This is a genomic window from Acidibrevibacterium sp. (assembly GCF_049965395.1).
Classification (GTDB): domain Bacteria; phylum Pseudomonadota; class Alphaproteobacteria; order Acetobacterales; family Acetobacteraceae; genus Acidibrevibacterium; species Acidibrevibacterium fodinaquatile.
In genome coordinates this window covers 1-22,555 of the sequence record NZ_JBMFWJ010000021.1, presented here as the reverse complement: position 1 = coordinate 22,555, position 22,555 = coordinate 1, and the positions used below count along the sequence as shown (strand labels likewise).

Below are 22,555 nucleotides of genomic sequence, written 5' to 3'. Positions count from 1 at the left end.
CGCCGGCGTCATTAAGGGGGGTTGCCAAAGTCGCGGAAAGGTTGTTGCCGCCATGGCCCCCGATACCCTCGCCCCCACAATTCCCGAACGCCCCTCGGAGGCCGCCACGCGTGCGCCGATTGAGGAGGCGCTGACCTTCGATGACGTGCTGATCGTCCCTGCCTATTCCGAAATCCTGCCGACCACCGCCGACACCCGGACGCGTCTTACACGCGAGATCACCCTCAACATCCCGCTGATCGCGGCGGCGATGGACACCGTGACTGAGGCGCCGATGGCGATCGCCATGGCCCAGCATGGCGGCCTTGGGGTCATCCACAAGAATCTCTCGATCGAGGACCAGGCGGCGCACGTGCGGCGGGTCAAGAAATTCGAATCCGGGATGGTGGTCAACCCGCTTACCATCCATCCCGACCAAACCCTCGCCGAGGCTCGTGCCCTGATGGCGATGCATCATATCTCCGGCGTGCCGGTGGTGGAGCGCGAGACTGGGCGCCTGGTCGGCATTCTCACCAACCGCGACGTGCGCTTTGCAACCGACCCCGCGCTCAAAGTCTATGAGCTGATGACGCGGGAAAATCTGGTGACGGTACCGGCCGAGGTCGGGCATGAGGAGGCGCGGCATCTTCTCCATCGTCACCGCATCGAGAAGCTTTTGGTGGTGGATGACGCCTATCGCTGCATCGGCCTCATCACCGTCAAAGACATGGACAAGGCGCAGGCGCATCCGCTCGCCAACAAGGACGCGCTCGGGCGGCTCCGCGTCGCCGCGGCGACCGGCGTCGGCGAGGATGGTGAGGCGCGGGCGCGGGCTCTGGTCGCGGCGGAAACCGATGTGATCATCGTCGATACCGCGCATGGCCACTCCGCCGGCGTTTTGCGCGCGGTTGCGGCGATCAAGCAGCTCTCCAACGCGGTTCAGGTGATCGCCGGCAATGTCGCAACGCCCGAGGGCGCCCGTGCCCTGATCGAGGCTGGGGCGGACGCGGTGAAGATCGGGATCGGGCCGGGCAGTATTTGCACGACGCGCGTCGTCGCCGGGGTCGGGATGCCGCAATTCTCGGCGGTGCGCGAGACCTCGGCGGCGTGCCATGCGGCGGGCGTGCCGGCGATCGCCGATGGTGGCATCCGCCATTCCGGCGACATCGTCAAAGCGATCGGCGCCGGCGCCGATTGCGTGATGATCGGAAGCCTCCTCGCGGGCACCGATGAGGCGCCGGGCGAAGTTTTCCTCTATCAGGGGCGGTCTTACAAATCCTATCGCGGCATGGGCAGCATCGGCGCGATGGCGCGCGGCTCGGCCGATCGGTATTTTCAGCAGGAGGTCAAGGACACGCTAAAACTGGTGCCCGAGGGGGTGGAGGGGCGGGTCGGCTACAAGGGGCCGGTCGCGGCGGTGGTGCATCAACTGGTCGGGGGCTTGCGCGCCGGCATGGGCTATACGGGCGCTGCCAGCATCGCCGAGCTGCAGAAATCCGCCCGTTTCCGCCGCATCACCGGTGCTGGTTTGCGCGAAAGCCACGTGCATGACGTCGCGCTCGACCGCGAAGCCCCCAATTACCGCCAGGACTGAGAGCGAAACGCCGCCGATGGCGATAGTAAATCCCCCCGATGCCGCAACGCTCCGCCGCGCGGTGATCGCCTCGGTGATCGGCAATGGCCTCGAATGGTTCGACTTTCTCATTTACGGATTTTTCGCCGCGGTGATCGCCGAGGTGTTCTTCCCGGCGCGTAATCCCGAGCTTTCGCTGATCCTGACCTTCGCGACCTTCGGCGTCGGCTTCGTCGTGCGCCCGTTCGGCGGGGTTTTGATCGGGATCTATGCCGATCACGCCGGGCGGCAGAAGGCGCTTTCCATGCTCATCGCGGTGATGGCGATCGGCACGGTGATGCTCGGCATCACCCCGAGCTATGCTGCGATCGGCATCGCTGCGCCGATCCTGGTGGTGACGGCGCGGGTGTTGCAAGGGCTTTCGGTGGGCGGCGAATTCGCGTCCTCGACCGCGCTCTTGGTCGAATACGCCCCGGCCGGGCGGCGGCATTATTTCGGCGCCTTTCAGATGGTCGCGCAATCCTTCGCGGTCGCGCTCGCCGCCGGCATGGCGTTCCTGCTCACCACCCTCCTCTCGCCACCGGCGCTCAATGCCTGGGGCTGGCGGGTGCCGTTCCTGCTCGGCGGGTTGGTCGGGCCGGCCGGGTTCTATATCCGCCGCCGCGTCGCCGACGCGCCGGAATTCCTCGAGGCACGCCGGCAGGCGAAGGCGCGGACCGAGCGCGCGCCGCTCGCGCTGGTGCTCGCCGATTACCGCGGCCCGCTGCTCTGCGCCATCGGCACCATCGTCTGCGGCACCGCTTCGACCTATCTCTGGAACTCCTACCTCCCCGTCTATGTCGTGCGCACGCTGCACCTGCCGCTCGCAGCACCGTTGGCCGGCATCGCCGTGTGTGGGCTGGTCAACATGGTGGTGAACCCGGCCGCCGGCGCGCTCGCCGACCGCATCGGCCCTTATCGGGTGTTTTTTCCCGCCGTCATCGCCGCCGCCCTGCTGACCTATCCGCTATTCGCGTTCGTGCTCGCCCATCCGAGCCGGCTCAACCTGTTTTTTGTGCAGGTGATCGCGACCCTCATCCTCGGGTGCGTCGCCGGGCCGATCCCGGGCTTGCTCGGCAGCTTTTTCCCGCCGCGGGTGCGCTCGACCGGGCTTTCGATCAGCTATAATCTCTCGGTCACCTTGTTCGGGGGGCTTGCGCCGCTCACCGTCACCTGGCTCTCGGGGCTCACCGCGAGCCGCTTCGTGCCGGCGTTCTATCTCGTCGCGTCGGCGCTATTGTCGCTGATTTTGGTCGCCGGCTTCCGCCCGCGCCCGCAGCGGGAGGTGATCGCCGTCATTTCGCCGCAGGCGTCGGACTGAGCCAGCCCTCGGCAGCGAACAGCGTGCGAAGACGGTCAACCAGCCGCAAGGCGAGGCGATGCGCCTGGAGCGCGACGTCGCGGGTGCGGATATCGGCCGATTGGGGCGGAAGATAAGCGATCGACGTGCCATAGGCGCCCGCGCTGGTCTGTGCCTCCTCTGGCGAAGGCACCACCGGCGCGTTGACGGTGAATTCTTGCCAGCGCCGCGGCGCTTGGCCGGCCGGCCGGTAGAGAACGACGCTGCGCGCGTTCACCTGGCTTCTCGGCGCGCCAACCTCGAGGGTCGCGAGCTGGCTCGGCAGCGCCTCGATGATATTGGTGATGCTGCCGGCGATGATGACAGCATCGCCCGAGAAAGTCGCTGGTGAGCCGGGGCGGGCATCAAAACCCAAGGCACGGAGTTCGCTGATCAGTGTCTCGCGCACCGCCGCTTGTGCCGCCGCGGCATCGGCTTCACGCGAATGGGTATCGCGCGGATAATCGAGACCTTCCATGACATAGCTGAACTGATTGGTGTCAACCAAGGCGGTTGCCGCGGGGGCATGGAAATCCTCGACATAGATGCGCGCCGGGCGTGGCAGGTGGGCGGTTGCCGGAATCGTCTTGGCGGCACAGCCGGCGAGCACGAGGGCCGCCAGACTGAGAAAACCGCGCCGTGTCGACATTCTACCCTCCTGCTCGGCTTTCCATCGCGAACGATATGGCACCGATCGCGCCCCAGGCAAGCACGAGTGCGGCGGCGGCGAAGCCGGCGTTCCAGACCGTGCTCACCCGCCAGGGCGAGACATGGAGCCAGCGCGCGGTGGTGATCGCGCTCGCTGACATCGGCGTCACCGAGACCGCGAGCGCCCAGCCGAGCATGCAGGCGAAGGCGAGCGCGGCAGGCGCGATGCCGAGCGCCGCGGGGTTGGGTATCGCCGCACCTATGAGCGCGACGACCGCGATCGGATTGAGCCCGATCTGCCCGGTGAGCATGAGGAGGGGCGGCACTGCGAGCGGGATCGTAAGCGGCGGCACGCCAGAGAGGCGCGGCGCCAGGCCGGCGCCAGACAATGCCCCGCCGAGCGCCACCCCCATGAAGCCGGACGCGCCGAGCACCAGGGCCTCGGCGCGAAACGCCGGCGCGCGGGCGATGAAGCGCCGACCGCGCCGGCTGAGCCAGGCCGGCAGGGCGGCCGGCTTGACACCGACCGCGCCGAGCTGAGCGATGCCACCCCATGTCTGCGTCCCGACCCAGATCAGCGCGACCAGCGGCACAACCAAAGTCACCGCGACGATCAGCCCGCCGCCGAGGGCGGCATTGGCGGCCGCGGCAAGCACCATGACCAGCCCGACCAGGCCGATCAGGCGCAGCGGCTCCGCCCACCCGATCGCAACTTTCGGCGATGTTGTTCGTTCCACCTGCCGCCGCCAGCGCCAGCGATCCTCCGCCCAGCCGATCGCCATCATCAACAGCGCGGCAACCAGGCCGAGCGGCATCAAGAGTCGCATTGGCGCCGCCGGCACCGCCGTCGTCACCACCGCGGTCATCACATTGAGCGGATTCCAGGCATTCACCGTGCAAAAGCCGCGATTGATGGCGAGCATCATGCGCCGCGCCGGCAGCGCCACCGGCGTCCCCTCGGCACGGGTTCGGCTGACCATGGCGCCGAGCAGGTCGATCGCGCCATAGGAGAGGATGATACCAAAAAGATGGCCGCCGATGGTGAGCGCGGCGTAACGCCGCCCCGGCGGTTGGGCGAGTAGAAGCCGCCCCGAGCGGCGAAAAAGCGGGCTGGTTTCCGCCGCGTCGCGCAGGGCCGCGAGCGCGAAATAGAAAGCCGCGAGCGCCGCGCCGCGCCGCCAGCCGGTCAGAAAGAGGCCGATCGCCGCCGCGCCGCTCTGCACCGAAAGCGCGATGCCGACCCCGCCGGCGGCGGCAAAACCGACCAGCACGAGGCGGGCATAGCGGCTCTGGCGCGGCCATTCCAAGACGAGGAACACGAGCAAGAACAGCCCCGCGGCATTGCCGGCGAGCGGCAAGCCGGCGATCTCAGAAAGCAGCGTTCCGAGCCAGACCAGCCCATAGCAAACACCGCTCAGCGGCACAGCGGCGCGCGCCGCCATGAAACGCTCAGGCGCCGCTCCCATTAGGGCCAGCAACGGCGCGGCCGGGGCGCTCGCCGCCGGCCGCCATCACGCGTGCGTCGAGCGCGGCGCCCGGTCAGTGCGCGACCCAGCCGCCGTCGATCGACAGCGGCACGCCGGTGATGGTCTTGGCGCCCTCCGAGCACAGGAATACCGCTAGCGCGCCGATCTCCTCGGGGGAGGAGAATTGCTGCATCGGCTGGGTTTCGGCGAGCATCGCCTTCTTTTCCTGCTCGACACTGGTGCCGTTCTGCTTGGCGCGATCCTCGAGCTGCTTTTGCACGAGCGGCGTCAGCACCCAGCCTGGGCAGATGGCATTGACGGTGACGCCGTCATTGGCGGCTTCGATCGCGACCACTTTGGTGAGGCCGACGATGCCATGCTTGGCGGCGACATAGGCCGCTTTGTGCGGGCTCGCGACCAGGCCATGGGCGGAGGCGATGTTGATGATCCGCCCCCAGCCTTTCTGTTTCATCGCCGGGATCGCGGCGCTGATCGCGTGAAACGCCGCCGAGAGATTGATCGCGATGATCGCATCCCACTTCTCGGCCGGGAAATCCTCCACCGCCGCGACGAACTGGATGCCGGCGTTATTCACCAGGATATCGAGCCCGCCGAGGGTCTTTTGCGCATCCGCGATCATGCCGCGGATTTCCGCGGGCTTGGTCATATCGGCGCCCGAGAACGCGGTTTTGACCGAAAATTTGGCCGCCGTGTCGCGCACCAGCGTGTCGATCGCGGCGCGATCGCCGAGACCATTGAACATGATATGCGCGCCGCTTGCGGCGAGCGCGTGGGCGATGCCGAGGCCGATCCCGCTGGTCGAGCCGGTGACCAACGCCACCTTACCTTTGAGACTCATGTGATTTTTCTCCTTGAGGGTGAATCGGGATGCGCTCAGCGGGCGAGATAATCGTGCAGAACCTTGCCGTAGGGCAAGGTGAGGTCGGCGACCAAGTGACGGCCGTACAGCACTTTCCGCACCGGCAGATCAGCGACCCGGCAATTGACGTGAGGGACGAGATCGAGCCGCGCCAGCCCGCCCCAGGCGCCCTTCACGGTAATGTCGGTGAGGTGATAGCCGATCAACTCAGCGATCCGCGGTGTGCCATCGATATGAGGGATGAATTTGAGATTGACGTTGAGCTTCTCCATCTCCGCCTTCACCTTCCCGTGATCGAGCACGAGATCGGGGTATTTATAGGCCATGGTGCCCATGGCGACGCGGATATCGTCGTAATGCAGGGTGCCGGTCAGGGTGTCATGGATGATGCGGAGATCGGGCTGGCCGATTTTTTTCGGAAATCCCCAGATTTCCCGCCCGCCCGTCGTCGGCGCCTCGTCATCGAGATACATCTGGGCGCTATAGTTGCAGGGCGTTCCGTTCCATTTCGCGGCGATGCCACAGCCGCTTTCTTGGTAACTCCCGAATCCTGAGGAGTCTGGCATTTTCATCCATTCGAAAAATACATGGTTGCCGTCCGGCTCTAGCGGCTCGGGCAGCATGGCGCGAATCGCATCGGGGTCGCTTTCATAATGAATGACCAGATATTCGCGGTTGATGAAACGATAGGGCCCTTTGGGATAGCTCGGGCTTACGAGCGGCATGGAGGAAGAGGCGAGAATCTCGTCGCGGGTCATGTCGGCTCCTTTGGGAATGGAGCCTGGAGATAAGGGCTTTCGAGGCCGCCAGAACAGCACCGAGCGGCGGAAATCCGCTCACATTACGGCGAGGCCGCCGGTTTCCACGCGGCGAGCAGATAATTGATGGCGACGTCGCGGCTCAGGCAAAACCGCTGGCGGAGCGGATCGAAGCGCATCCCGGCGAGATCGAAGAGACCCATCCCCACGGCGCCGAGCCAGTCCTCGATCTCGGCCGGCGCAAGGAAGCGCCGCCAGTCATGTGTCCCCGGCGGCGCCCAGCGTAGCAGATACTCGGCGGCGAATTTGCCGAACGCGAGCGAGCGCCGCGTGCGGTTGAGCGTCGACAGCACGAGAACCCCACAAGGGGCGAGGAGAGAGGCGATCTCGGCGAGGAAGCGGGGCGGCTCAGGCACGTGCTCGATCACCTCGAAGGCGGTGACGGCGTCGAAAACCGCGCCCTCGTCGATCAACGCGGCGAGTGTTCCGACGCGATAGCGAAGCGGGAGGTTCTGCCCCTCGGCGTGGCGGCGGGCGGCGGCGATCACGGCGTCGCTCGCGTCAAGACCGATGACCTCATGGCCGGCGCGGGCCAGCGCTTCCGCGGCGAGCCCGGCGCCGCAGCCGACATCGAGCACGCGGAGCGGCCGCGCGCCGCATCGCTCACGAAACCGCGCCAGCGCCCAGCCGACGCGAATCCCGTTCATCCGATGCAACGCCCGCATCGGCCCGGCCGGATCCCACCAGGTCTCGGCGAGTGCTGCGAAACGCGCGATCTCGGCAGCCGAGACATTGTCCGCGCTTTGGAGATCGGCGCGGGGATCGCCGGAGTCTTCGTGCCGCATGTTGCCTCTCCTCGGGGACGGCTTTATGTCATCCTCGTCGAGCCGGCAAACCGCGCGCCGCGCGCCTGAGCCGGCCGGCCGTTCCCCGGGGGAGAGATGGCTCGCATCGTCATGAAGTTCGGCGGCACTTCGGTCGCCGATCCGGAGCGCATTCGCAACGTCGCCGCGCGCGTCAAGCGTGAGGTCGATGCCGGCAACGAGGTCGCGGTCGTGGTCTCGGCGATGGCGGGGGTCACCAACCAGCTCGTCGCCTGGTGTCAGGAACTCTCGCCGCTGCATGATGCGCGCGAATACGATGCCGTGGTCGCGACCGGCGAGCAGGTGACGAGCGGCCTCCTCGCCATTGCGTTGCAGCATATCGGGATCGAGGCGCGCTCGTGGCAGGGCTGGCAGATTCCGATCCGCACCGATGGCGCGCATGGCAAAGCGCGGATCGATGCGATCGAGGGGGCTGAGCTCATCCGCCGGATGCGCGAGATACGCCAGGTCGCGGTGGTCACCGGGTTTCAGGGGGTGGGGCCCGATCATCGCGTCACCACCCTCGGGCGTGGCGGCTCGGACACCTCGGCGGTCGCCCTGGCGGCGGCGCTGGCGGCCGATCGCTGTGACATCTATACCGACGTCGAGGGGGTTTTCACCACCGATCCGCGCATCGTGGCAAAAGCCCGCAAGCTCGATAAGATCACCTATGAGGAGATGCTGGAACTCGCCTCCGTCGGCGCCAAGGTGCTGCAAACGCGGAGCGTCGAGCTGGCGATGAAAGAAAAAGTCCGGGTGCAGGTGCTCTCGAGCTTCGCCGAAGCGCCCGGCACCCTGGTCGTGGATGAGGATGAAATCGTGGAAAAAGCCCTGGTCGCCGGCATCGCCTATTCGCGCGACGAAGCCAAGATCACCATCCGCCGGGTGCCCGACCGGCCGGGCATCGCCGCCGCGATCTTCGGGCCGCTCGCGAGTGCTGCGATCAATGTCGACATGATCGTGCAAAACGTCGCCGCCGACGGTACCACCGACATGACCTTCACCGTCCCCAAGGCCGATCTGCCGCGCGCCGAGGCGACGCTTGCCGGGATCAAGGAGGCGATCGGCTATGCCGAAATCACCGCCGATCGCGATGTCGCCAAGGTCAGCGTCGTCGGGGTCGGCATGCGCAGCCACGCCGGCGTTGCCAGCACCATGTTCCGCACGCTGGCCGAGAAAGGGATCAACATCCAGGTGATCTCGACCAGCGAAATCAAGGTGAGCGTCTTGATCGGCGCCGAATATATCGAACTCGCCGTCCGCGCCCTCCATACCGCCTATGGCCTCGATGCCGCCTGACATCACCCCCCCGGACACTGCCGCAACCCCCGCCGCCGAACTCGCCCGGCTTTTTGCGCGTGGCGCGGCGTTTCTCGGCGCACGCGTGCCCATTCTCGGCGGCGCGATGAGCTGGGTGAGCGAGCGCCATCTCGTCGCCGCGATTTCCAACGCCGGTGGCTTCGGCGTCATCGCCTGCGGCGCCATGGGGCCTGATTTGCTCGCCGCCGAGATTGCGGCCACGCAAGCGCTGACCGATCGGCCGTTTGGGGTCAATCTGATTACCATGCATCCGGCGCTCGATGCGCTGATCGCGGTGACACTCGCGGCCGGTGTCACGCATGTCGTGCTCGCCGGCGGCCTGCCACCGGGCGGCGCGATCCGCGCGATCAAGGATGGCGGCGCGCGGGTGATCTGCTTTGCCCCGGCGCTCTCTTTGGCGCGGCGCTTGGTGCGGCTCGGCGCTGACGCGCTGGTGATCGAGGGATCGGAAGCGGGCGGCCATATCGGCCCGGTCTCACTCACCGTGTTGGCGCAAGAAATCCTGCCCCATATCACCGAGGTGCCAGTGTTCGTCGCCGGCGGGATCGGCCGCGGCGAGGCGATTCTCGCCTATCTCGAGATGGGGGCGGCCGGCGCGCAGCTCGGCACCCGCTTCGTCGCCAGCACCGAATCGATCGCCCATCCGCGATTCAAGGAAGCCTTTCTGCGCGCCCATGCCCGCGACGCGGTGCCCTCGGTGCAGCTCGATGAGCGCTTTCCGGTGATCCCAGTGCGTGGCCTCGCCAATGAGGGCACGCGGCGCTTTCTCGCCCATCAGATGGCGGTGCGTGACCGGTTTCTCGCCGGCGAACTCACGCGTGAGGCGGCACAGCTCGAGATCGAGCATTTCTGGGCCGGTGCCCTGCGGCGCGCGGTGATCGAGGGCGATGTCGAGACCGGATCGGTGATGGCTGGCCAGTCGGTCGGCATGGTCGCGGCGATCCAGCCGATCGCCGCGATCATCGCCGAACTCGAGAGCCAGGCCGAAGCCGCGCTCGCCGCGCGCTTGGCACGCACGGCGCCGTCCTCGCCGAGGGAATGACCCGGCACGGGACACTCCGCCCGTGACCACCGGCACCATGAGCCGGCGCCTGCTCGCGCGGCTCCGCGACTTGATGGCGCGCAGTGCGGCGCCACTCTCCGAACTCGCCGCCGTCATCGCCGCCGAAATGGTGAGCGAGGTGTGTTCGATCTACGCCCTCCGCCCGGGCGAGGTGTTGGAATTGGTGGCAACGCACGGGTTGCGCCCCGAGGCGGTGGGACGCACCCGGCTGCGGATCGGCGAAGGGCTGGTCGGGTTGTCGGCGGCGACCGGCGATACCCTCAATCTTCCGGATGCGCAGAACCATCCCGCCTTCGCCTATCGCCCGGAAACCGGCGAGGAGCCTTTCGCCGCGTTGCTTGCGGTGCCGGTGCGGCGGGCCGGCAGGATGCTCGGCGTCATCGTGGTGCAAAACCGCGCCGCCCGGCTTTATGCCGAGGATGAGGCGGAGACCTTGGAAACCGTTGCCATGCTGCTCGCCGAGCCGCTCGCCGCGATGGCCGCGAACGAACCCGGCGGCGAGGATTTGGCAACCACGCTGCCGCGGCACTTTGTCGGCACGACCCTGGTCGCTGGTCTCGCGATCGGGCCGGTGGTGGTGCATGGGCTGCGCCCGGCGCCGACGCGGCTGCTCGCCGACGATCCGGCGCAAGAGCAGGCGCGGCTTGCGCAAGCGGTCGCGCGGATGCGCCATGGGATCGATCAGTTGATCGCGGCCTCAGGCGAGCTGCCGGCCGCGGCGACGACGCGCGACGTCCTCGAGGCCTATCGGCTGGTCGCCGAGGACGCTGGCTGGCTGCGACGGGTTGCCGGGCGCGTTGCTGCCGGGCTTTCGGCGGAAGCGGCGGTTGAGCGGGCGGCGAGCGAGGTGCGCGAACGCATGCGCCGCATCAATGATCCCTATTTGCGCGAACGCGTCGCCGATATCGAGGATCTCGCCGAGCGGCTGCTTGCCGCCCTCGAGGCGGGCGCGCCGCCGCCGCCGGTGCCGCCGGGGGCGATTTTGCTCGCGCGGCGGCTGGGGCCGGCGCATCTGCTCGATTGGCACGGGCGCGGCATTGCCGGCGTGGTGGTCGAGGAAGCGAGTGCTGCCGGCCATGCGGCGATCATCGCCCGTGCCCTCGCCCTTCCCATGCTCGGCGGCGTGCGGGACGCGGTGGCGGCGGCCACGGCGGGAGATCTTGCGATCCTCGATGGCGATGAGGGGCAACTGATCCTGCGCCCGCCGGAGGATTTGCAACGCGCGTATTTGCGGGCGGCGCGCGAGCGGGCGGCGCGTGCCCTCGCCTGGGCCGATCTCGCGCAGGCGCCGGCGCGGAGCCGCGACGGGACTCCCTTCCGGCTGATGATCAATGCCGGTCTCGCGCAGGAATTGGCGGCGCTCGATCGGGTCGGCGCCGAGGGGATCGGTCTCTTTCGCACTGAAATCGCCATGCTGGCGCGCGGCCGCTTGCTCGATGTCGCCGAGCAGGCGGCACTTTATGCTCGGGTGCTGGACGCGGCGGCGGGGCGGCCGGTGCTGTTTCGCACCCTCGATCTTGGCGGCGATAAGCTGCTGCCGGATGCTGACGCGGTGGGGGGGGAAAACCCGGCGATGGGCTGGCGCTCGCTCCGCGTTGGTCTCGACCGCCCGGCTTTGCTGCGGCGGCAATTGCGGGCGCTGTTGCTCGCCGCCGGCGGACGGCCGCTTTCGGTGATGTTTCCAATGGTCGCGACCGTCGCCGAGTTCGTCGCCGCCAAGGCACTTTTGCTCGCCGAGCGCGAACGGGTGCGCCCGCCGCCGGCGCGGCTTTCGATCGGCAGCATGATCGAGGTGCCGGCGCTGCTCTGGCAGATCGACGGCCTTTTGGCGGCGGCGGATTTCGTCTCCGTCGGCTCGAATGATCTGATGCAGTTCTTGTTCGCCGCCGATCGCGGCGCGCCAGCCCTGGCGGGACGTTATGATATTCTCTCGCCCCCGGTTTTGACCCTGCTCGAATCGCTCGCGCGCCGTGCGGCTGCCGCGCGGGTGCCGCTCTCGCTCTGCGGCGAGGCCGCCGGCGAGCCGCTGGTGGCGCTCGTCCTCGCGGTCCTCGAGATCACCACGCTCTCGATGAACGCTGCCGCGGTCCTGCCGGTAAAGGCGGCGCTGGCGGCGGCGGATTTTCCGGCATTCCGCGCCGTCCTCGAGACGCTGCGCCGCCAGGCCGGGAATGTTGCTAGTCTGCGCGGTCCGCTCGATACTTGGGCGCGCGAGCATGACGTGCCGATCTGATCGGCGATGTGGCGGGGCGATGCGGCTGGTCGGTCGCCGGATTCGGATTGCTTGGGCGGAAATCGGCAATGATGTGCAACGCATGATTGATTCGACGCCGGAGAGCAATTGCGGCATGATGGTTTCGTCGATCATGGTTATGAGTGATGATACCCTGGTTGGCGCGTTTTTGTGGCCTGGTGATAGACCGGCGAGCGCAGCCGGACGGCCGGCGATCGCGCCACCGCCGCGAGAGGGTTTGGCCGCCCGTGACGTGGGGCTGCCGGCTCGGAGCCAGAGGGGCTCGGAGCCAGAGTGAAGATGAGATCCAGAGGGAAGGTGAGGCTTTGAGTAGCGTGCAGAGGGACCGTGAGATGGGAGGCGGGGCGGAGATCGCGCGATGACTCTCCCCGAGAGTGACGCGATGACCGTGATGGAGCGTTCTTCGCCCGGCGTTGGGTCGCGCTTGGCGGCGGCGCGGGAGCGCATGGGCTGGGCGCTGCCCGATGTCGCGGCGACACTTCGCATTCGCGAGCCGCATTTGCGGGCGATCGAGACCGGCCACGTTGCCGACCTGCCGGCGCCGGCCTATGCGATCGGTTTCGTCCGCAGCTACGCAACGCTGCTCGGCCTCGATCCGGATGAAATGGCGCGGCGCTATCGCGCTGAACTCGGTGGCGAGCATCGCAATACCGATTTGCAATTCCCCGCCCCGGTGCCCGAGCGCGGGGTGCCGGCCGGTGCGGTGGTGCTGCTCGGCGCGGTCATCGCGATCGGTGCCTATGTCGGGTGGTACCGGCTTTCCGGCGAGCGGCCGGCGCCTGAATCCATCGCTGCCGCCCCCGACCGGCTGATCACGCCTGCGGTGGTGCCGCCGGCGCCGCCGACGGCGAGTGCCGGCAAAACCGCGATGGCCGGCGCCCCGGAGATAGCCGCCAGTCAACCTCCGATGATATCCCAAGGGGCGTCCCAAGGCGCGTCTCAAGGGACATCCCAGGCGCCGCCCGAGGGAACATCCGCGGGGACGGCAGCGGCCGCCTCACCCGCCCCGCCGGTGAGCGCCGCCGCGCCGGCGCCCGCGATCGCACCCGCGCCGCCTGCGCGGATGGCGGCAGCGCCCGATGCCGCGCCCACCAATAATGCCCTGGTCGCCGAGGACACGGCGGCGGCAGGCGCGCCGGCCGTGACAGCGCCCGCCGCGCCGGCCAATGTCGCGGGCGGGACACCGATGGCCGCGGCGGAGGACACTCATATTCTCGTTCGGGCCCGCGCCGATTCGTGGGTTGAGGTGCGTGATCGTAAGGGCCACGTCCTTCTGAGCCGCATCCTTCATAGCGGCGAGACCTGGCCGGTGCCGAACCAGCCCGAGGGCGCGCCGCAATTGCTGCTCACCACCGGTAATGCCGGCGGCACCGAAATCGTCGTTGATGGCAGGCCGGCGCCGCCTTTGGGCGCGGCAGGTAAGGTGCGGCGGGATGTTCCCCTCGGTGTGGCGCCGGTGTCGGACGGCGCGCCGGCGGCGGCAAATTCCGGCCCCCGCTCTTCCAGCCCGGCGCAATAACGGCCATATCCCAGATCGGGCGCCGCGCCCGCCGCAGGGCGGAGACGGCGCGCGACGACAGAACCGGAGCCCCGCGATGAGCTATCGAGCCTATCAGCAAATCACCCGCCGCCGTTCGCGCCAGATCCATGTCGGCCCGGTCGCGGTCGGCGGTGACGCGCCGATCAGCGTCCAGACCATGACCAACACGCCGACCACCGATGTCGCGGCGACCGTCGCGCAAATCCAGCGCGCCGAGCGCGCCGGCGTCGATATCGTGCGGGTCTCCTGCCCCGACGCCGAAAGCACGGCGGCGCTGGCCGCCATCGTGCGTGCGGTCTCGGTGCCGATCGTCGCCGATATCCATTTCCACTACAAGCGCGCCATCGAGGCCGCCGAGGCCGGCGCCGCCTGCCTGCGCATCAATCCCGGCAATATCGGCAGCGCCGAGCGGGTGCGCGAAGTGATCAAGGCGGCGCGCGATCATGGCTGCTCGATGCGGATCGGCGTCAATGCCGGCTCGCTGGAGCGCCATCTCTTGGAAAAATACGGCGAGCCCAACCCCGAGGCTTTGGTCGAAAGCGCGCTCGAACACGCGAAAATTCTCGAGGACCATGATTTCCACGAGTTCAAGATCAGCGTCAAAGCCTCTGACGTTTTTCTTGCCGTCGCCGCCTATCAGCAGCTCGCCGAAATCTGCGACCATCCGCTCCATATCGGCATCACCGAGGCCGGCGGGCGGCGCACCGGGACGGTGAAATCGGCGATCGGGCTCGGAAGCCTGCTCTGGGCCGGGATCGGCGATACCGTCCGCGTCTCGCTCTCGGCAGAGCCCGAGGAAGAGGTGCTGGTCGGCTGGGAAATCCTGAAATCGCTGGGGCTGCGCCATCGCGGCGTGCGGGTGATCTCGTGCCCCTCCTGCGCCCGCCAAGGGTTCAACGTCATCGAGACGGTGGCGAAGCTCGAGGAGCGCCTCGCCCATATCGAAACGCCGCTCACGCTTTCGATCATCGGCTGCGTCGTCAACGGGCCGGGGGAAGCGCTGATGACCGATCTCGGCGTCACCGGCGGCGGCAATGGCCGGCACATGGTCTATCACGCCGGCAAGACCGACCACACCATTGCCGCCGAGGGCATGATCGACCACATCGTCGATCTGGTCGAGGCCAAGGCCGCCGAACTGGCGCAAGCGCCGAAACAGGCGGCGGAATAAATGCCGCCCGTCCAGCCGCCGCGCGGCACCCATGATCTGATCGGGGAAGAACAGCGCCGGCACCGGTTCGTGACGGATACCGCGCGCGAGGTTGCCGCGCGTTACGGTTTCGAAGAATGGGTGACGCCGATTTTCGAGAAAACCGAGGTCTTCGCCCGCACCCTCGGCGAGACCTCCGACGTCGTCACCAAGGAAATGTACACGTTTCCCGATCGCGGCGGCGATTCTCTTACCCTTCGCCCCGAGGGCACCGCCGGGGTGTGCCGCGCCCTGGTCTCGAACGGTCTGACCCAGACTTTGCCGCAGCGCGTGTTCTATGCCGGGCCGATGTTCCGCTATGAGCGGCCGCAAAAGGGGCGGTTTCGCCAGTTTCATCAGATCGGCGTAGAATTGTTAGGGCCGACCCATGCGATCGCCGATGCCGAAGTGATCGCCTGCGGCTATGATATTCTGCGAGCCCTCGGGATTGCCGATGAGGTGCGGCTCGAGATCAACACGCTCGGCGATGATGAGAGCCGACGGGCACATCGTGCTGCGTTGATCACGTATATGCGTGATTTTGCTCACAGGCTTTCCGACGATAGCCGGATACGTCTGGAAAAAAATCCGCTCCGTATCCTCGATAGCAAAGATCCGGTCGATCAGGCGCTCGTCGCGCAAGCGCCGAAAATTACGGATTATCTCACCGTCTACGCACGGGAATACTATGACAACGTCAAAGTCGCTTTGTCGGAGTGCGACGTCGCCTTTATCGAAAATCCGCGCATCGTGCGTGGTCTCGACTACTATAGCCATACCGCCTTCGAGTTCGTGACCGAGCGCCTCGGCGCCCAAGGCACCGTCCTTGCGGGCGGCCGCTATCAGGATCTGCTCAACCAGCTCGGCGGCGGCATGAGCGGCGGGGTCGGCTTTGCGGCAGGAATTGAGCGGTTAGCGATGCTGCTCCATGAAGAGAGAATACCCAATCCGCCACGGCATGTTTCCGTCATTTCACCGCTCAATACCGAAGGCCCGTTGTCCGAAAACTCAAGGCTTGCCTTGAAAATCACGGAGAGATTACGTCGTGACAACATTGCTGTCGACTATTCCTACTGGTCCCTCAAGCGCGCGTTGAAGCGAGCTGCCGACGCTGATGTTCGTGTCGCGGTCATTCTCGGCAGTGAGGAAGTTGCGCAGGGGGCAATAGTCGTCCGCGATCTTCGCCGGCGCGAGCAAACCACGCATGACGAGATCGAAGACGTCGTCACTCAAGTAAGAAAACTGCTCGCAGGCGGCGCTTGACCCTCGATCCGAAACTTGACCGCATCGAGGCGCGGGCCGACGAGCTGCGCGCGGCGCTGAGTGCCGGTCTCTCCGGCGAAGAATTCGGCCGCGCCTCCAAGGAACTCGCTGAGTTGGCGCCGCTGGTTGCGCGCATCAGCGAGCTGCGTGAGGCCGAACGGCAGGCCGAGGAGGCCGAGGCGTTGCGCGCCGATCCTGAACTCGCGGCCCTTGCCGAGGCCGAACTCGCCGAACTGCGCGCCCGCATCCCGCGCCTTCTGCGCGAAATCCAGATCGCGCTATTGCCGCGCGACGAAGCTGACGAGCGCGCCGCCATCCTCGAAATCCGCCCCGCCGCCGGCGGTGACGAGGCGGCGCTGTTTGCCGCCGAACTTTTCACCACCTATCAGCGCTATGCCGAAGGGCGTGGCTGGCGCTTCGAGATTCTTGATTATAACGCGACCGAACTCGGCGGTCTTCGCGAAGGGATTGCCGAGATCACCGGGCGCTCGGTCTTCGCGCGCCTGAAATACGAATCCGGTGTCCATCGCGTCCAGCGCGTGCCGGCGACCGAGAACCAGGGGCGCATCCATACCTCGACCATCACCGTCGCCGTTTTGCCCGAGGCGGAGGAAGTGGATGTCGCGATCAACGAGGCCGATCTTCGCATCGATGTCTTTCGTGCTTCCGGCGCCGGCGGCCAACACGTCAACAAAACCGAAAGTGCCGTGCGCATCACCCATATGCCGAGCGGTATCGTGGTTGCGATGCAGGATGAAAAAAGCCAGCACAAGAACCGCGCCAAGGCGATGAAAATCCTCCGCGCCCGGCTTTACGAACAACAGCGCGCGCGCGCGCACGCAACCCGCGCCGCCGATCGCCGCGCCCAGGTCGGCACCGGCGATCGCAGCGAGCGCATCCGCACCTATAATTTTCCGCAAGGCCGCGTCACCGACCATCGCATCAATCTCACGCTGCATAAAATCGATCGGATCATGGCCGGTGAATTGGACGAGATCATCGACGCGCTCGCCGCCGAGGATCAAGCGGCGCGGCTGGCGGAGGCGTAACATGGAGCGCGGGCCCGGCGCGCAAACATAGTCGGATAAGCGAGCAGGGAGAGGCGGGATCGGGTATCCTTAAAGCCCCTCAGTGATCAGCCCGGGCAGGCTCCCGCGATCGATTTCGATTACCCGGTCAGCGTGAATGAGATGATGCGCGAGGTTGATATCGGCAAGGCCGAGGCCGGGGATCTCAACCCCGGTGTGAAGGCCGTGCCCAGTGAAAATCATGCCGCAAACGGCGGCGATGGCGTTACCGACCTCGATCGGGTTCCAGCAGAAAGCGCGCCGGATCGCGCCGGCCATGATGAGTTCGCGGGCTTGCGAGGGCAGCGCCATGCCGACGACCGCGATCTGCGGCGCGAGCCCGCGCGCGGCGACGATTTTTCCGGCGCCAACAGCGCCGCTTTCGCCAAAGGCCAGAATCCCGCCGAGATCGGGGAAGGCCTCGATCACGTCTGCGGTGATGCGGCTCGCGGCGGCGCGCTCGAGACCATCGGGAAAGCGCGGTGCGGCCAAAGTCATTGCCGGGAAATTGGCTTTCTGATGGGCGATGGCGGCGTCTGCCCAAAGCCGGTGCGATGGCATCGCGAGTGTTCCGACATAGAGAGCATATTTGCCCCGCCCGCCCATTTCATGCGCCAGCGCCTGCATCAGCCGAACCCCGAAGGCGGCGGGATCGACCGGCTCAATATCCCAACTCCGCGTCGCGATCGCCTCGCCTTGCACGGTGATGACCAGGATCCCGGCATCACGCGCCGCCTGAACGAGTGGGGCGAGTTCTGCGGTCGCGAGCGGCATCAGGGCGATGGCGTCAACGGGCGCGTCCTTGCCGTCGATCAGGCGTTGCATCAGCGCCGCTTGGCGCGACGGCTCGGGGCTTTCGGGGCCGATCAGGCTGGTGTTGAGGAAATAGCTCTGGCCGCCCTGGCGCAAGCCTTTCGCCATCAGATCGGACCAGGGGGTTGCGACCATGTCGGCGATCATGACCAGGGTTTTTTGGTGCATTTGTGCGAACGCCGGGCGCAGGGCGGCGCCCAGGCCGGCGAGACCGATCAGCCCGAGTGCTGCGCGGCGATGCATGTTATCTCCCTATTGTCCGAGACGATGTGATGATCGGCGAAAGCCGGCGATCACGCAAGCCGATTGACCGAGATTGGCATCCTCGTTAGGGTTTTCGCGCAAATGCGCCGAAATTCCGCTAAACCTGGGTCTGGCCGTCGATTTGCGAGCTGCGGGCGACGCTTTGGCCTGATCGCGGCGGTTTGGGCGGTGATCGGCCAGATCGCGTTTGCCGATCTGATGCGGGTGGAGGCGACGCGCGTCCTTCTCGGCGCGGGGACTATCATCTGCCATGTCGGCGATGGCGGCTCCGCGCCGACCGCGCCCCATCACGGCTCGGATTGCGATACCTGCCCGCTCTGCCAGGCTTTCGCCGAGGCGAGTTTTCTTGCCGGGCCTGCTTCGTCGCCGATGCTTCCCGAACCGTCGCTTGCCTGGCAGCGCCGTGGCGGCGTGTTGCCGCCAGTGCGCGCGCCGCCAGCGATCGCCCTCGCCGGCGCCTGGCCGCGCGGCCCGCCCGCCTGATCCGAGTGGCTTGCCCCGTCCCGGCGTCGCCGGTGGCGGGTTTTCGCACTCGTTTCAGGAAAGATCACGCTCATGCCCCCCTTGCGTCCGTCGCGTGCGGCACCGTTCGCCGCCGCCTTGCTCTGGCTTCTGCCTGGGCTTCCCGCCGCCTTTGCTCAGAGCGCCACCGCGCCCGCCGCGGCTAGTGATACCGCCTGGCAAAGCGGCTATCTGTTCGATTTTAGCACTTTCGGCTCGTCGAGCGGCGTCGGTCAGGCGATGGCCAATGCCGGCATTTATCTCAATGGCGGCGAGACCGGCATCCTCGCCGGCAATGTCTCCGGCGGGGCCAAGCAAGGCTCGGTTTTCGACAATGATTTCGAGCTCGAGGTCGATCTCGACATGGCTCGCATCGCCGGCATTCCCGGTGCGGCGATGCACATTGTCGTCGATGACCGGGTCGGCGGCTATTACGGCGGGTTCAGCGGCTCGAACACGTTAACGCCGCAGACCTTCGGGCCGAACGAAGTCCTGCAATTCCAGGAGTTCGACTGGGATCAGTCGCTGTTCAACGATCATGTCTTGCTGTTGATCGGACGCCAGTCGCCGGTATTTGATTTCAACTCCTTACCCGTTGCCTGCAATTTCGTCTTTACCAACGCCTGCACGAATTTTACCGCGTTCTTCGTCAATGACAGTGCTGCGATCGCACCCGCCTCGACCTGGGGGGCGCGGATCTCGATTCACCCGACCTCGGAGACCTATCTCCGTGCCGGCATCTATGAAGATGATCCCTATGCCTACACCCAAGCCTCGAACCTCACCAATAACTGGGGGTTCGGTCATGCGAGTGGGAGCTTCGTTCCGGTCGAGCTCGGTTATAAAACCGATTTCCCGACCGATTCCTATCCACGCGTCTATGCGATCGGCGGATTTTACGATGACAGCCCCTATCCCGATCCGCTGTTCAACGGCGCCGGCTTGCCTTTGCCGATTTACGGCGGCACCGCGCGGCAGGACCAGGGGCGGGAATCGCTTTATGCAATGTTCCAGCAGATGATCTGGCGGCCTGATCTCTCGGAAACCCGGCGCGGTCTCACCGTGTTTGGCGGCACGATGTTTGGCTCAAACCAGTCCGAAATCCGGCAATATTACCAAGCCGGGCTCTCGGATCAGGGGCCGTTCGCCTCCCATCCGCATGATTCGGTGAACTTCCTCGTGATGTATCAGGTGTTCAACCAGCGCCTCGTCGAGGATCAGACCTTGCTCGCCAATCTCGGCGGCTATCCCGGCCGGACCAACAAAGGCGAGACCGATTTCGAACTGAACTATCTCTGGCAGGTCGGTGCCGGAGTCTCGATCCAGCCCTTCGTCGAATACATCATCAATCCTGATCAGATTGGCTTTGCCGTTCCCAATCCGCGTCTTGCGAATTCGACCACGCTCGGCATGCAATTTGCGATCGCATTGCCGGATTCGCTCGGCTTGCCGGTTTTCGTCCGCAAAAACTGATCTCGCAAAGGAAATCATCTGATGAGCAAGAAATCCATCCTCCTTGCGCTCTCGTTTCTGCTGGGCGCGCCCGCCGCTTTCGCCCATTCCTATCTCCGCGCGAGCGAGCCCGCGAATGAAGCCGCGGTGAAAACCGCGCCGAAACAAGTGGTGATCGATTTCACTGAGGAAATCGCTCCGCGCTTTTCCGGCATTACGGTTGAGGACAGTAACGGGACGCGGGTCGATAGCGGCGAACTCCACGCCGAAAACAAGGACGGCACGCGGTTTGGCATCACCCTCAAGTCGCTCGCGCCGGGCGTCTATACTGTCCACTGGCATGCGGTTTCCGCCGATGACGGGCATAAGACGTCGGGGAGTTTCCGTTTCACCGTCCTCGCGCCTTAAGGCAGGGCGGTGACGCCGGCCGAAGCTGCGGTCGCCCTGGCGCAGGTCGTGCAAATCTGCGGCATGGTCTCGGCGTTCGGGAGTTTCGTCTTTCGTCTGACGATTCTGCCGGGTGCGGCGCTGGACGGCGCGGCCAGGGATGGCATGGCGGCACGGCTCGCCGGCCTTGCCCGCGCGAGCCTGGTGCTCGCCCTGTTGGCGGCGGCGGCGCGGCTCGTGCTGCAGGCGGCGGTCATTGCCGGAGCGGCGAGCGTCGGCGACGCTCTCGCCGTGATTCCCGATATCGTCCGCTTCAGCCGTTTCGGGACGATGCTGGTGGGGGAGGGGGGACTGATGGCGCTTGCCCTCTTTGCCGGGCGGGGGGCGCGCGGGGGAATGCTTGGTGCGGCGCTGCTTGTGTTGGCTTTCGTCCTGGCCGCGGGCTCGCTCCACGGCGCGGCGGTGCCGGGCTGGCGGGGCGGTGCGCTGTGGGCAGTTGCCAGCCTGCATATGCTGGCAACCGCCCTCTGGCTCGGCGGGATCTGGCCGCTCGCCGTGCTTCTCGGGCGGCTGTCCCCGGCCGCCGCGGCGCCACCGGTCGCGCGGTTTTCCGCGCTCGCGATGAGTGCCGTTGCCGTCCTCGCGCTGACGGCGCTCGCGCAGGCGAGCGTTTTGGTCGGCAGTATGGCGGGGCTGACGGCGGGGCCTTACGGGCAGCTCGTGGTAGTGAAATCGCTCCTGTTTCTGCTGCTGCTCGGATTGGCCGCGCGCAACCGGCTGCTGTTGTTGCCGGCGCTCCGCGGCGGCCATGGCGAGCAGGCATTGCGCCTGCTCCGCCACTCTCTGCGCTGGTCGTTGGGGCTTGCGTTCCTGGTGCTGCTCGCCGCCGGCTTTCTTGCGAGTCTGGCGCCGGGCTCAGCGCGAACGCTGTCGGCAGGCGGCGGCGAAAGCGGCGAAGAGGCGGCGGCTCGCGACATTCTCGCCGGCGCGCCACTCGGGATGCCATTGCACGCCGATCGCAAAGCCTGACGCGCTCGCTACCCGCACGCCCTCGATGGTGCCATCGGGGGCGATGGCTTCGATGGCGAGATCGGGCGCCGGACGATCGATCGCTTGCTCATGGACGGAGTTCACCAGGATTTCGCTCTCGCCGATGATCTCGGCGAGCTGCCCTGAGAGCCGCACCGGATGGCGGGCGGCGTAACGCGCCTCGCGATCGTCCTCACGCCCGATATGGGCCAAGCGGCCGGGAAGGGCGTGGACGCGCTGGCTCAGCGTACCGCCGAGCGCGACGTTCAACTCCTGAACGCCGCGGCAAATGGCAAAAAGCGGCAGGCCGACGGCGAGGGCTTCGCGCGCGAGGGTAAGCGTGGTCGCATCGCGCGCCGGGTCGTGGGCCTCGGGGGTCAGATCCTCGGCGGCACCGTAGCGCCAGGGTTCGACATTGCTCGGGCTGCCATCGAGCAGCACGCCATCGAGTCGCGGGAGCAGATCCAAGGCGGCCTCGCCGATCGGTGGGATCAGCACCGGGACGCAGCCGGCAACCTCGAGCAGCGCCGCGCCATAGCGCGCCGGTGCGCTGTGATGCACCTGGCCGTTACTGGAAATCGCACACGCGGGAATGCCGACGACAACGGCCATGTCGTTTTCCTTTTCCTGGCGAAGGTTTCATAGACCGGATCGCGTGCTGCGCAAACAGGCTCGATCGCCGGCGTACGTCTGAAATAATTTTGAGAAAACTCCCACAATACTGTCGCGCTATGACGAACACGCTACTTTAGATGCTATCACTTATTTTTCTCACACCCTGAAATAGTCTTTGCCTCCTGATTTGCAATTGCTCTAAATCGCTCTGACTGCCGCGCGGCGACGAAAGCCGATTCGTGGCGGGCGCATG

20 protein-coding genes are annotated in these 22,555 nt (G+C 66.5%); 13 read left to right on the top strand and 7 right to left on the bottom strand.

Annotated features, from left to right (window positions below):
* Positions 1 to 52: 52 nt before the first annotated feature.
* Positions 53 to 1,573: an IMP dehydrogenase gene (gene guaB, locus ACP5M5_RS08220; RefSeq protein ID WP_427936637.1), complete on the top strand. Its 1,521-nt coding sequence runs from the start codon at positions 53 to 55 to the stop codon at positions 1,571 to 1,573.
* 16 nt (positions 1,574 to 1,589) lie between these two features.
* Positions 1,590 to 2,912: an MFS transporter gene (locus tag ACP5M5_RS08215; RefSeq protein WP_427936636.1), complete on the top strand. Its 1,323-nt coding sequence runs from the start codon at positions 1,590 to 1,592 to the stop codon at positions 2,910 to 2,912.
* Here the strand turns inward: ACP5M5_RS08215 and ACP5M5_RS08210 are convergent.
* The 5 genes from ACP5M5_RS08210 to ubiG all read right to left on the bottom strand — a co-directional run bounded on the left by ACP5M5_RS08210 (position 2,887) and on the right by ubiG (position 7,527).
* The gene (locus tag ACP5M5_RS08210; protein ID WP_427936635.1) at positions 2,887 to 3,579 is read right to left on the bottom strand and encodes a hypothetical protein; all 693 of its coding nucleotides are present in this window, start codon (positions 3,577 to 3,579) and stop codon (positions 2,887 to 2,889) included. The two genes, ACP5M5_RS08215 and ACP5M5_RS08210, sit on opposite strands and share 26 nt — an antisense overlap.
* A 1-nt stretch (position 3,580) precedes the next feature.
* Positions 3,581 to 5,020 (bottom strand): hypothetical protein, encoded by a 1,440-nt coding sequence (locus tag ACP5M5_RS08205; RefSeq protein WP_427936634.1) that lies wholly within the window; start codon positions 5,018 to 5,020, stop codon positions 3,581 to 3,583.
* Positions 5,021 to 5,117: 97 nt separating this feature from the next.
* Positions 5,118 to 5,903, bottom strand: coding sequence for a 3-hydroxybutyrate dehydrogenase (locus tag ACP5M5_RS08200; protein WP_427936633.1), 786 nt, complete (start codon positions 5,901 to 5,903; stop codon positions 5,118 to 5,120).
* 35 nt (positions 5,904 to 5,938) lie between these two features.
* On the bottom strand, positions 5,939 to 6,682 hold the full coding sequence (locus ACP5M5_RS08195) for an acetoacetate decarboxylase (protein WP_427936632.1): 744 nt from the start codon (positions 6,680 to 6,682) through the stop codon (positions 5,939 to 5,941).
* A gap of 83 nt (positions 6,683 to 6,765) precedes the next feature.
* The gene (ubiG, locus tag ACP5M5_RS08190; protein ID WP_427936631.1) at positions 6,766 to 7,527 is read right to left on the bottom strand and encodes a bifunctional 2-polyprenyl-6-hydroxyphenol methylase/3-demethylubiquinol 3-O-methyltransferase UbiG; all 762 of its coding nucleotides are present in this window, start codon (positions 7,525 to 7,527) and stop codon (positions 6,766 to 6,768) included.
* A 96-nt stretch (positions 7,528 to 7,623) separates the two neighbouring features.
* Between ubiG and ACP5M5_RS08185 the strand changes: the two genes are divergently transcribed.
* From ACP5M5_RS08185 to prfA, 7 genes are all read left to right on the top strand, one after another.
* Positions 7,624 to 8,844, top strand: coding sequence for an aspartate kinase (locus ACP5M5_RS08185; protein WP_427936630.1), 1,221 nt, complete (start codon positions 7,624 to 7,626; stop codon positions 8,842 to 8,844).
* Positions 8,834 to 9,907, top strand: a complete 1,074-nt coding sequence (locus tag ACP5M5_RS08180; RefSeq protein WP_427936629.1) for an NAD(P)H-dependent flavin oxidoreductase — start codon at positions 8,834 to 8,836, stop codon at positions 9,905 to 9,907. Before ACP5M5_RS08185 ends, ACP5M5_RS08180 begins: the two co-directional genes overlap by 11 nt.
* A 22-nt stretch (positions 9,908 to 9,929) precedes the next feature.
* Complete coding sequence (locus tag ACP5M5_RS08175; protein WP_427936628.1) at positions 9,930 to 12,161, top strand: putative PEP-binding protein; 2,232 nt, start codon at positions 9,930 to 9,932, stop codon at positions 12,159 to 12,161.
* 379 nt (positions 12,162 to 12,540) lie between these two features.
* On the top strand, positions 12,541 to 13,701 hold the full coding sequence (locus tag ACP5M5_RS08170) for a helix-turn-helix domain-containing protein (RefSeq protein ID WP_427936627.1): 1,161 nt from the start codon (positions 12,541 to 12,543) through the stop codon (positions 13,699 to 13,701).
* A 76-nt stretch (positions 13,702 to 13,777) separates the two neighbouring features.
* Entirely contained in the window at positions 13,778 to 14,893 is a 1,116-nt protein-coding gene (gene ispG, locus ACP5M5_RS08165) for a flavodoxin-dependent (E)-4-hydroxy-3-methylbut-2-enyl-diphosphate synthase (RefSeq protein ID WP_274965836.1), read from the top strand.
* Positions 14,894 to 16,174, top strand: coding sequence for a histidine--tRNA ligase (hisS, locus tag ACP5M5_RS08160; protein WP_427936626.1), 1,281 nt, complete (start codon positions 14,894 to 14,896; stop codon positions 16,172 to 16,174).
* Complete coding sequence (gene prfA / locus ACP5M5_RS08155) at positions 16,171 to 17,223, top strand: peptide chain release factor 1 (protein WP_427936625.1); 1,053 nt, start codon at positions 16,171 to 16,173, stop codon at positions 17,221 to 17,223. The genes hisS and prfA overlap by 4 nt, the downstream gene beginning before the upstream one ends.
* A gap of 69 nt (positions 17,224 to 17,292) precedes the next feature.
* On the opposite strand, the gene ACP5M5_RS08150 is transcribed toward prfA, so the two are convergent.
* The gene (locus ACP5M5_RS08150; protein WP_427936624.1) at positions 17,293 to 18,297 is read right to left on the bottom strand and encodes a substrate-binding domain-containing protein; all 1,005 of its coding nucleotides are present in this window, start codon (positions 18,295 to 18,297) and stop codon (positions 17,293 to 17,295) included.
* 189 nt (positions 18,298 to 18,486) lie between these two features.
* Between ACP5M5_RS08150 and ACP5M5_RS08145 the strand changes: the two genes are divergently transcribed.
* The 4 genes from ACP5M5_RS08145 (at position 18,487) to ACP5M5_RS08130 (ending at position 21,687) form a co-directional block, all read left to right on the top strand.
* On the top strand, positions 18,487 to 18,801 hold the full coding sequence (locus ACP5M5_RS08145; RefSeq protein ID WP_427936623.1) for a hypothetical protein: 315 nt from the start codon (positions 18,487 to 18,489) through the stop codon (positions 18,799 to 18,801).
* Between the two features lie 72 nt (positions 18,802 to 18,873).
* Positions 18,874 to 20,292: a carbohydrate porin gene (locus ACP5M5_RS08140; RefSeq protein WP_427936622.1), complete on the top strand. Its 1,419-nt coding sequence runs from the start codon at positions 18,874 to 18,876 to the stop codon at positions 20,290 to 20,292.
* A 21-nt stretch (positions 20,293 to 20,313) separates the two neighbouring features.
* Positions 20,314 to 20,679, top strand: coding sequence for a copper resistance CopC family protein (locus ACP5M5_RS08135; RefSeq protein WP_427936621.1), 366 nt, complete (start codon positions 20,314 to 20,316; stop codon positions 20,677 to 20,679).
* Between the two features lie 9 nt (positions 20,680 to 20,688).
* Entirely contained in the window at positions 20,689 to 21,687 is a 999-nt protein-coding gene (locus ACP5M5_RS08130) for a CopD family protein (protein ID WP_427936620.1), read from the top strand.
* Here the strand turns inward: ACP5M5_RS08130 and ACP5M5_RS08125 are convergent.
* Complete coding sequence (locus ACP5M5_RS08125) at positions 21,574 to 22,299, bottom strand: gamma-glutamyl-gamma-aminobutyrate hydrolase family protein (RefSeq protein WP_427936619.1); 726 nt, start codon at positions 22,297 to 22,299, stop codon at positions 21,574 to 21,576. The two genes, ACP5M5_RS08130 and ACP5M5_RS08125, sit on opposite strands and share 114 nt — an antisense overlap.
* Positions 22,300 to 22,555 lie beyond the last annotated feature (256 nt).

What these genes read in the sequence shown, in the direction of transcription:
- guaB (WP_427936637.1), top strand. Translation starts at nt 53, where the DNA reads ATGGCCCCCGATACCCTCGCCCCCACAATTCCCGAACGCCCCTCGGAG.
- ACP5M5_RS08215 (WP_427936636.1), top strand. Translation starts at nt 1,590, where the DNA reads ATGGCGATAGTAAATCCCCCCGATGCCGCAACGCTCCGCCGCGCGGTG.
- ACP5M5_RS08210 (WP_427936635.1), bottom strand. Translation starts at nt 3,579, where the DNA reads ATGTCGACACGGCGCGGTTTTCTCAGTCTGGCGGCCCTCGTGCTCGCC.
- ACP5M5_RS08205 (WP_427936634.1), bottom strand. Translation starts at nt 5,020, where the DNA reads ATGGCGGCGCGCGCCGCTGTGCCGCTGAGCGGTGTTTGCTATGGGCTG.
- ACP5M5_RS08200 (WP_427936633.1), bottom strand. Translation starts at nt 5,903, where the DNA reads ATGAGTCTCAAAGGTAAGGTGGCGTTGGTCACCGGCTCGACCAGCGGG.
- ACP5M5_RS08195 (WP_427936632.1), bottom strand. Translation starts at nt 6,682, where the DNA reads ATGACCCGCGACGAGATTCTCGCCTCTTCCTCCATGCCGCTCGTAAGC.
- ubiG (WP_427936631.1), bottom strand. Translation starts at nt 7,527, where the DNA reads ATGCGGCACGAAGACTCCGGCGATCCCCGCGCCGATCTCCAAAGCGCG.
- ACP5M5_RS08185 (WP_427936630.1), top strand. Translation starts at nt 7,624, where the DNA reads ATGGCTCGCATCGTCATGAAGTTCGGCGGCACTTCGGTCGCCGATCCG.
- ACP5M5_RS08180 (WP_427936629.1), top strand. Translation starts at nt 8,834, where the DNA reads ATGCCGCCTGACATCACCCCCCCGGACACTGCCGCAACCCCCGCCGCC.
- ACP5M5_RS08170 (WP_427936627.1), top strand. Translation starts at nt 12,541, where the DNA reads ATGACTCTCCCCGAGAGTGACGCGATGACCGTGATGGAGCGTTCTTCG.
- ispG (WP_274965836.1), top strand. Translation starts at nt 13,778, where the DNA reads ATGAGCTATCGAGCCTATCAGCAAATCACCCGCCGCCGTTCGCGCCAG.
- hisS (WP_427936626.1), top strand. Translation starts at nt 14,894, where the DNA reads ATGCCGCCCGTCCAGCCGCCGCGCGGCACCCATGATCTGATCGGGGAA.
- ACP5M5_RS08150 (WP_427936624.1), bottom strand. Translation starts at nt 18,297, where the DNA reads ATGCATCGCCGCGCAGCACTCGGGCTGATCGGTCTCGCCGGCCTGGGC.
- ACP5M5_RS08140 (WP_427936622.1), top strand. Translation starts at nt 18,874, where the DNA reads ATGCCCCCCTTGCGTCCGTCGCGTGCGGCACCGTTCGCCGCCGCCTTG.
- ACP5M5_RS08135 (WP_427936621.1), top strand. Translation starts at nt 20,314, where the DNA reads ATGAGCAAGAAATCCATCCTCCTTGCGCTCTCGTTTCTGCTGGGCGCG.
- ACP5M5_RS08125 (WP_427936619.1), bottom strand. Translation starts at nt 22,299, where the DNA reads ATGGCCGTTGTCGTCGGCATTCCCGCGTGTGCGATTTCCAGTAACGGC.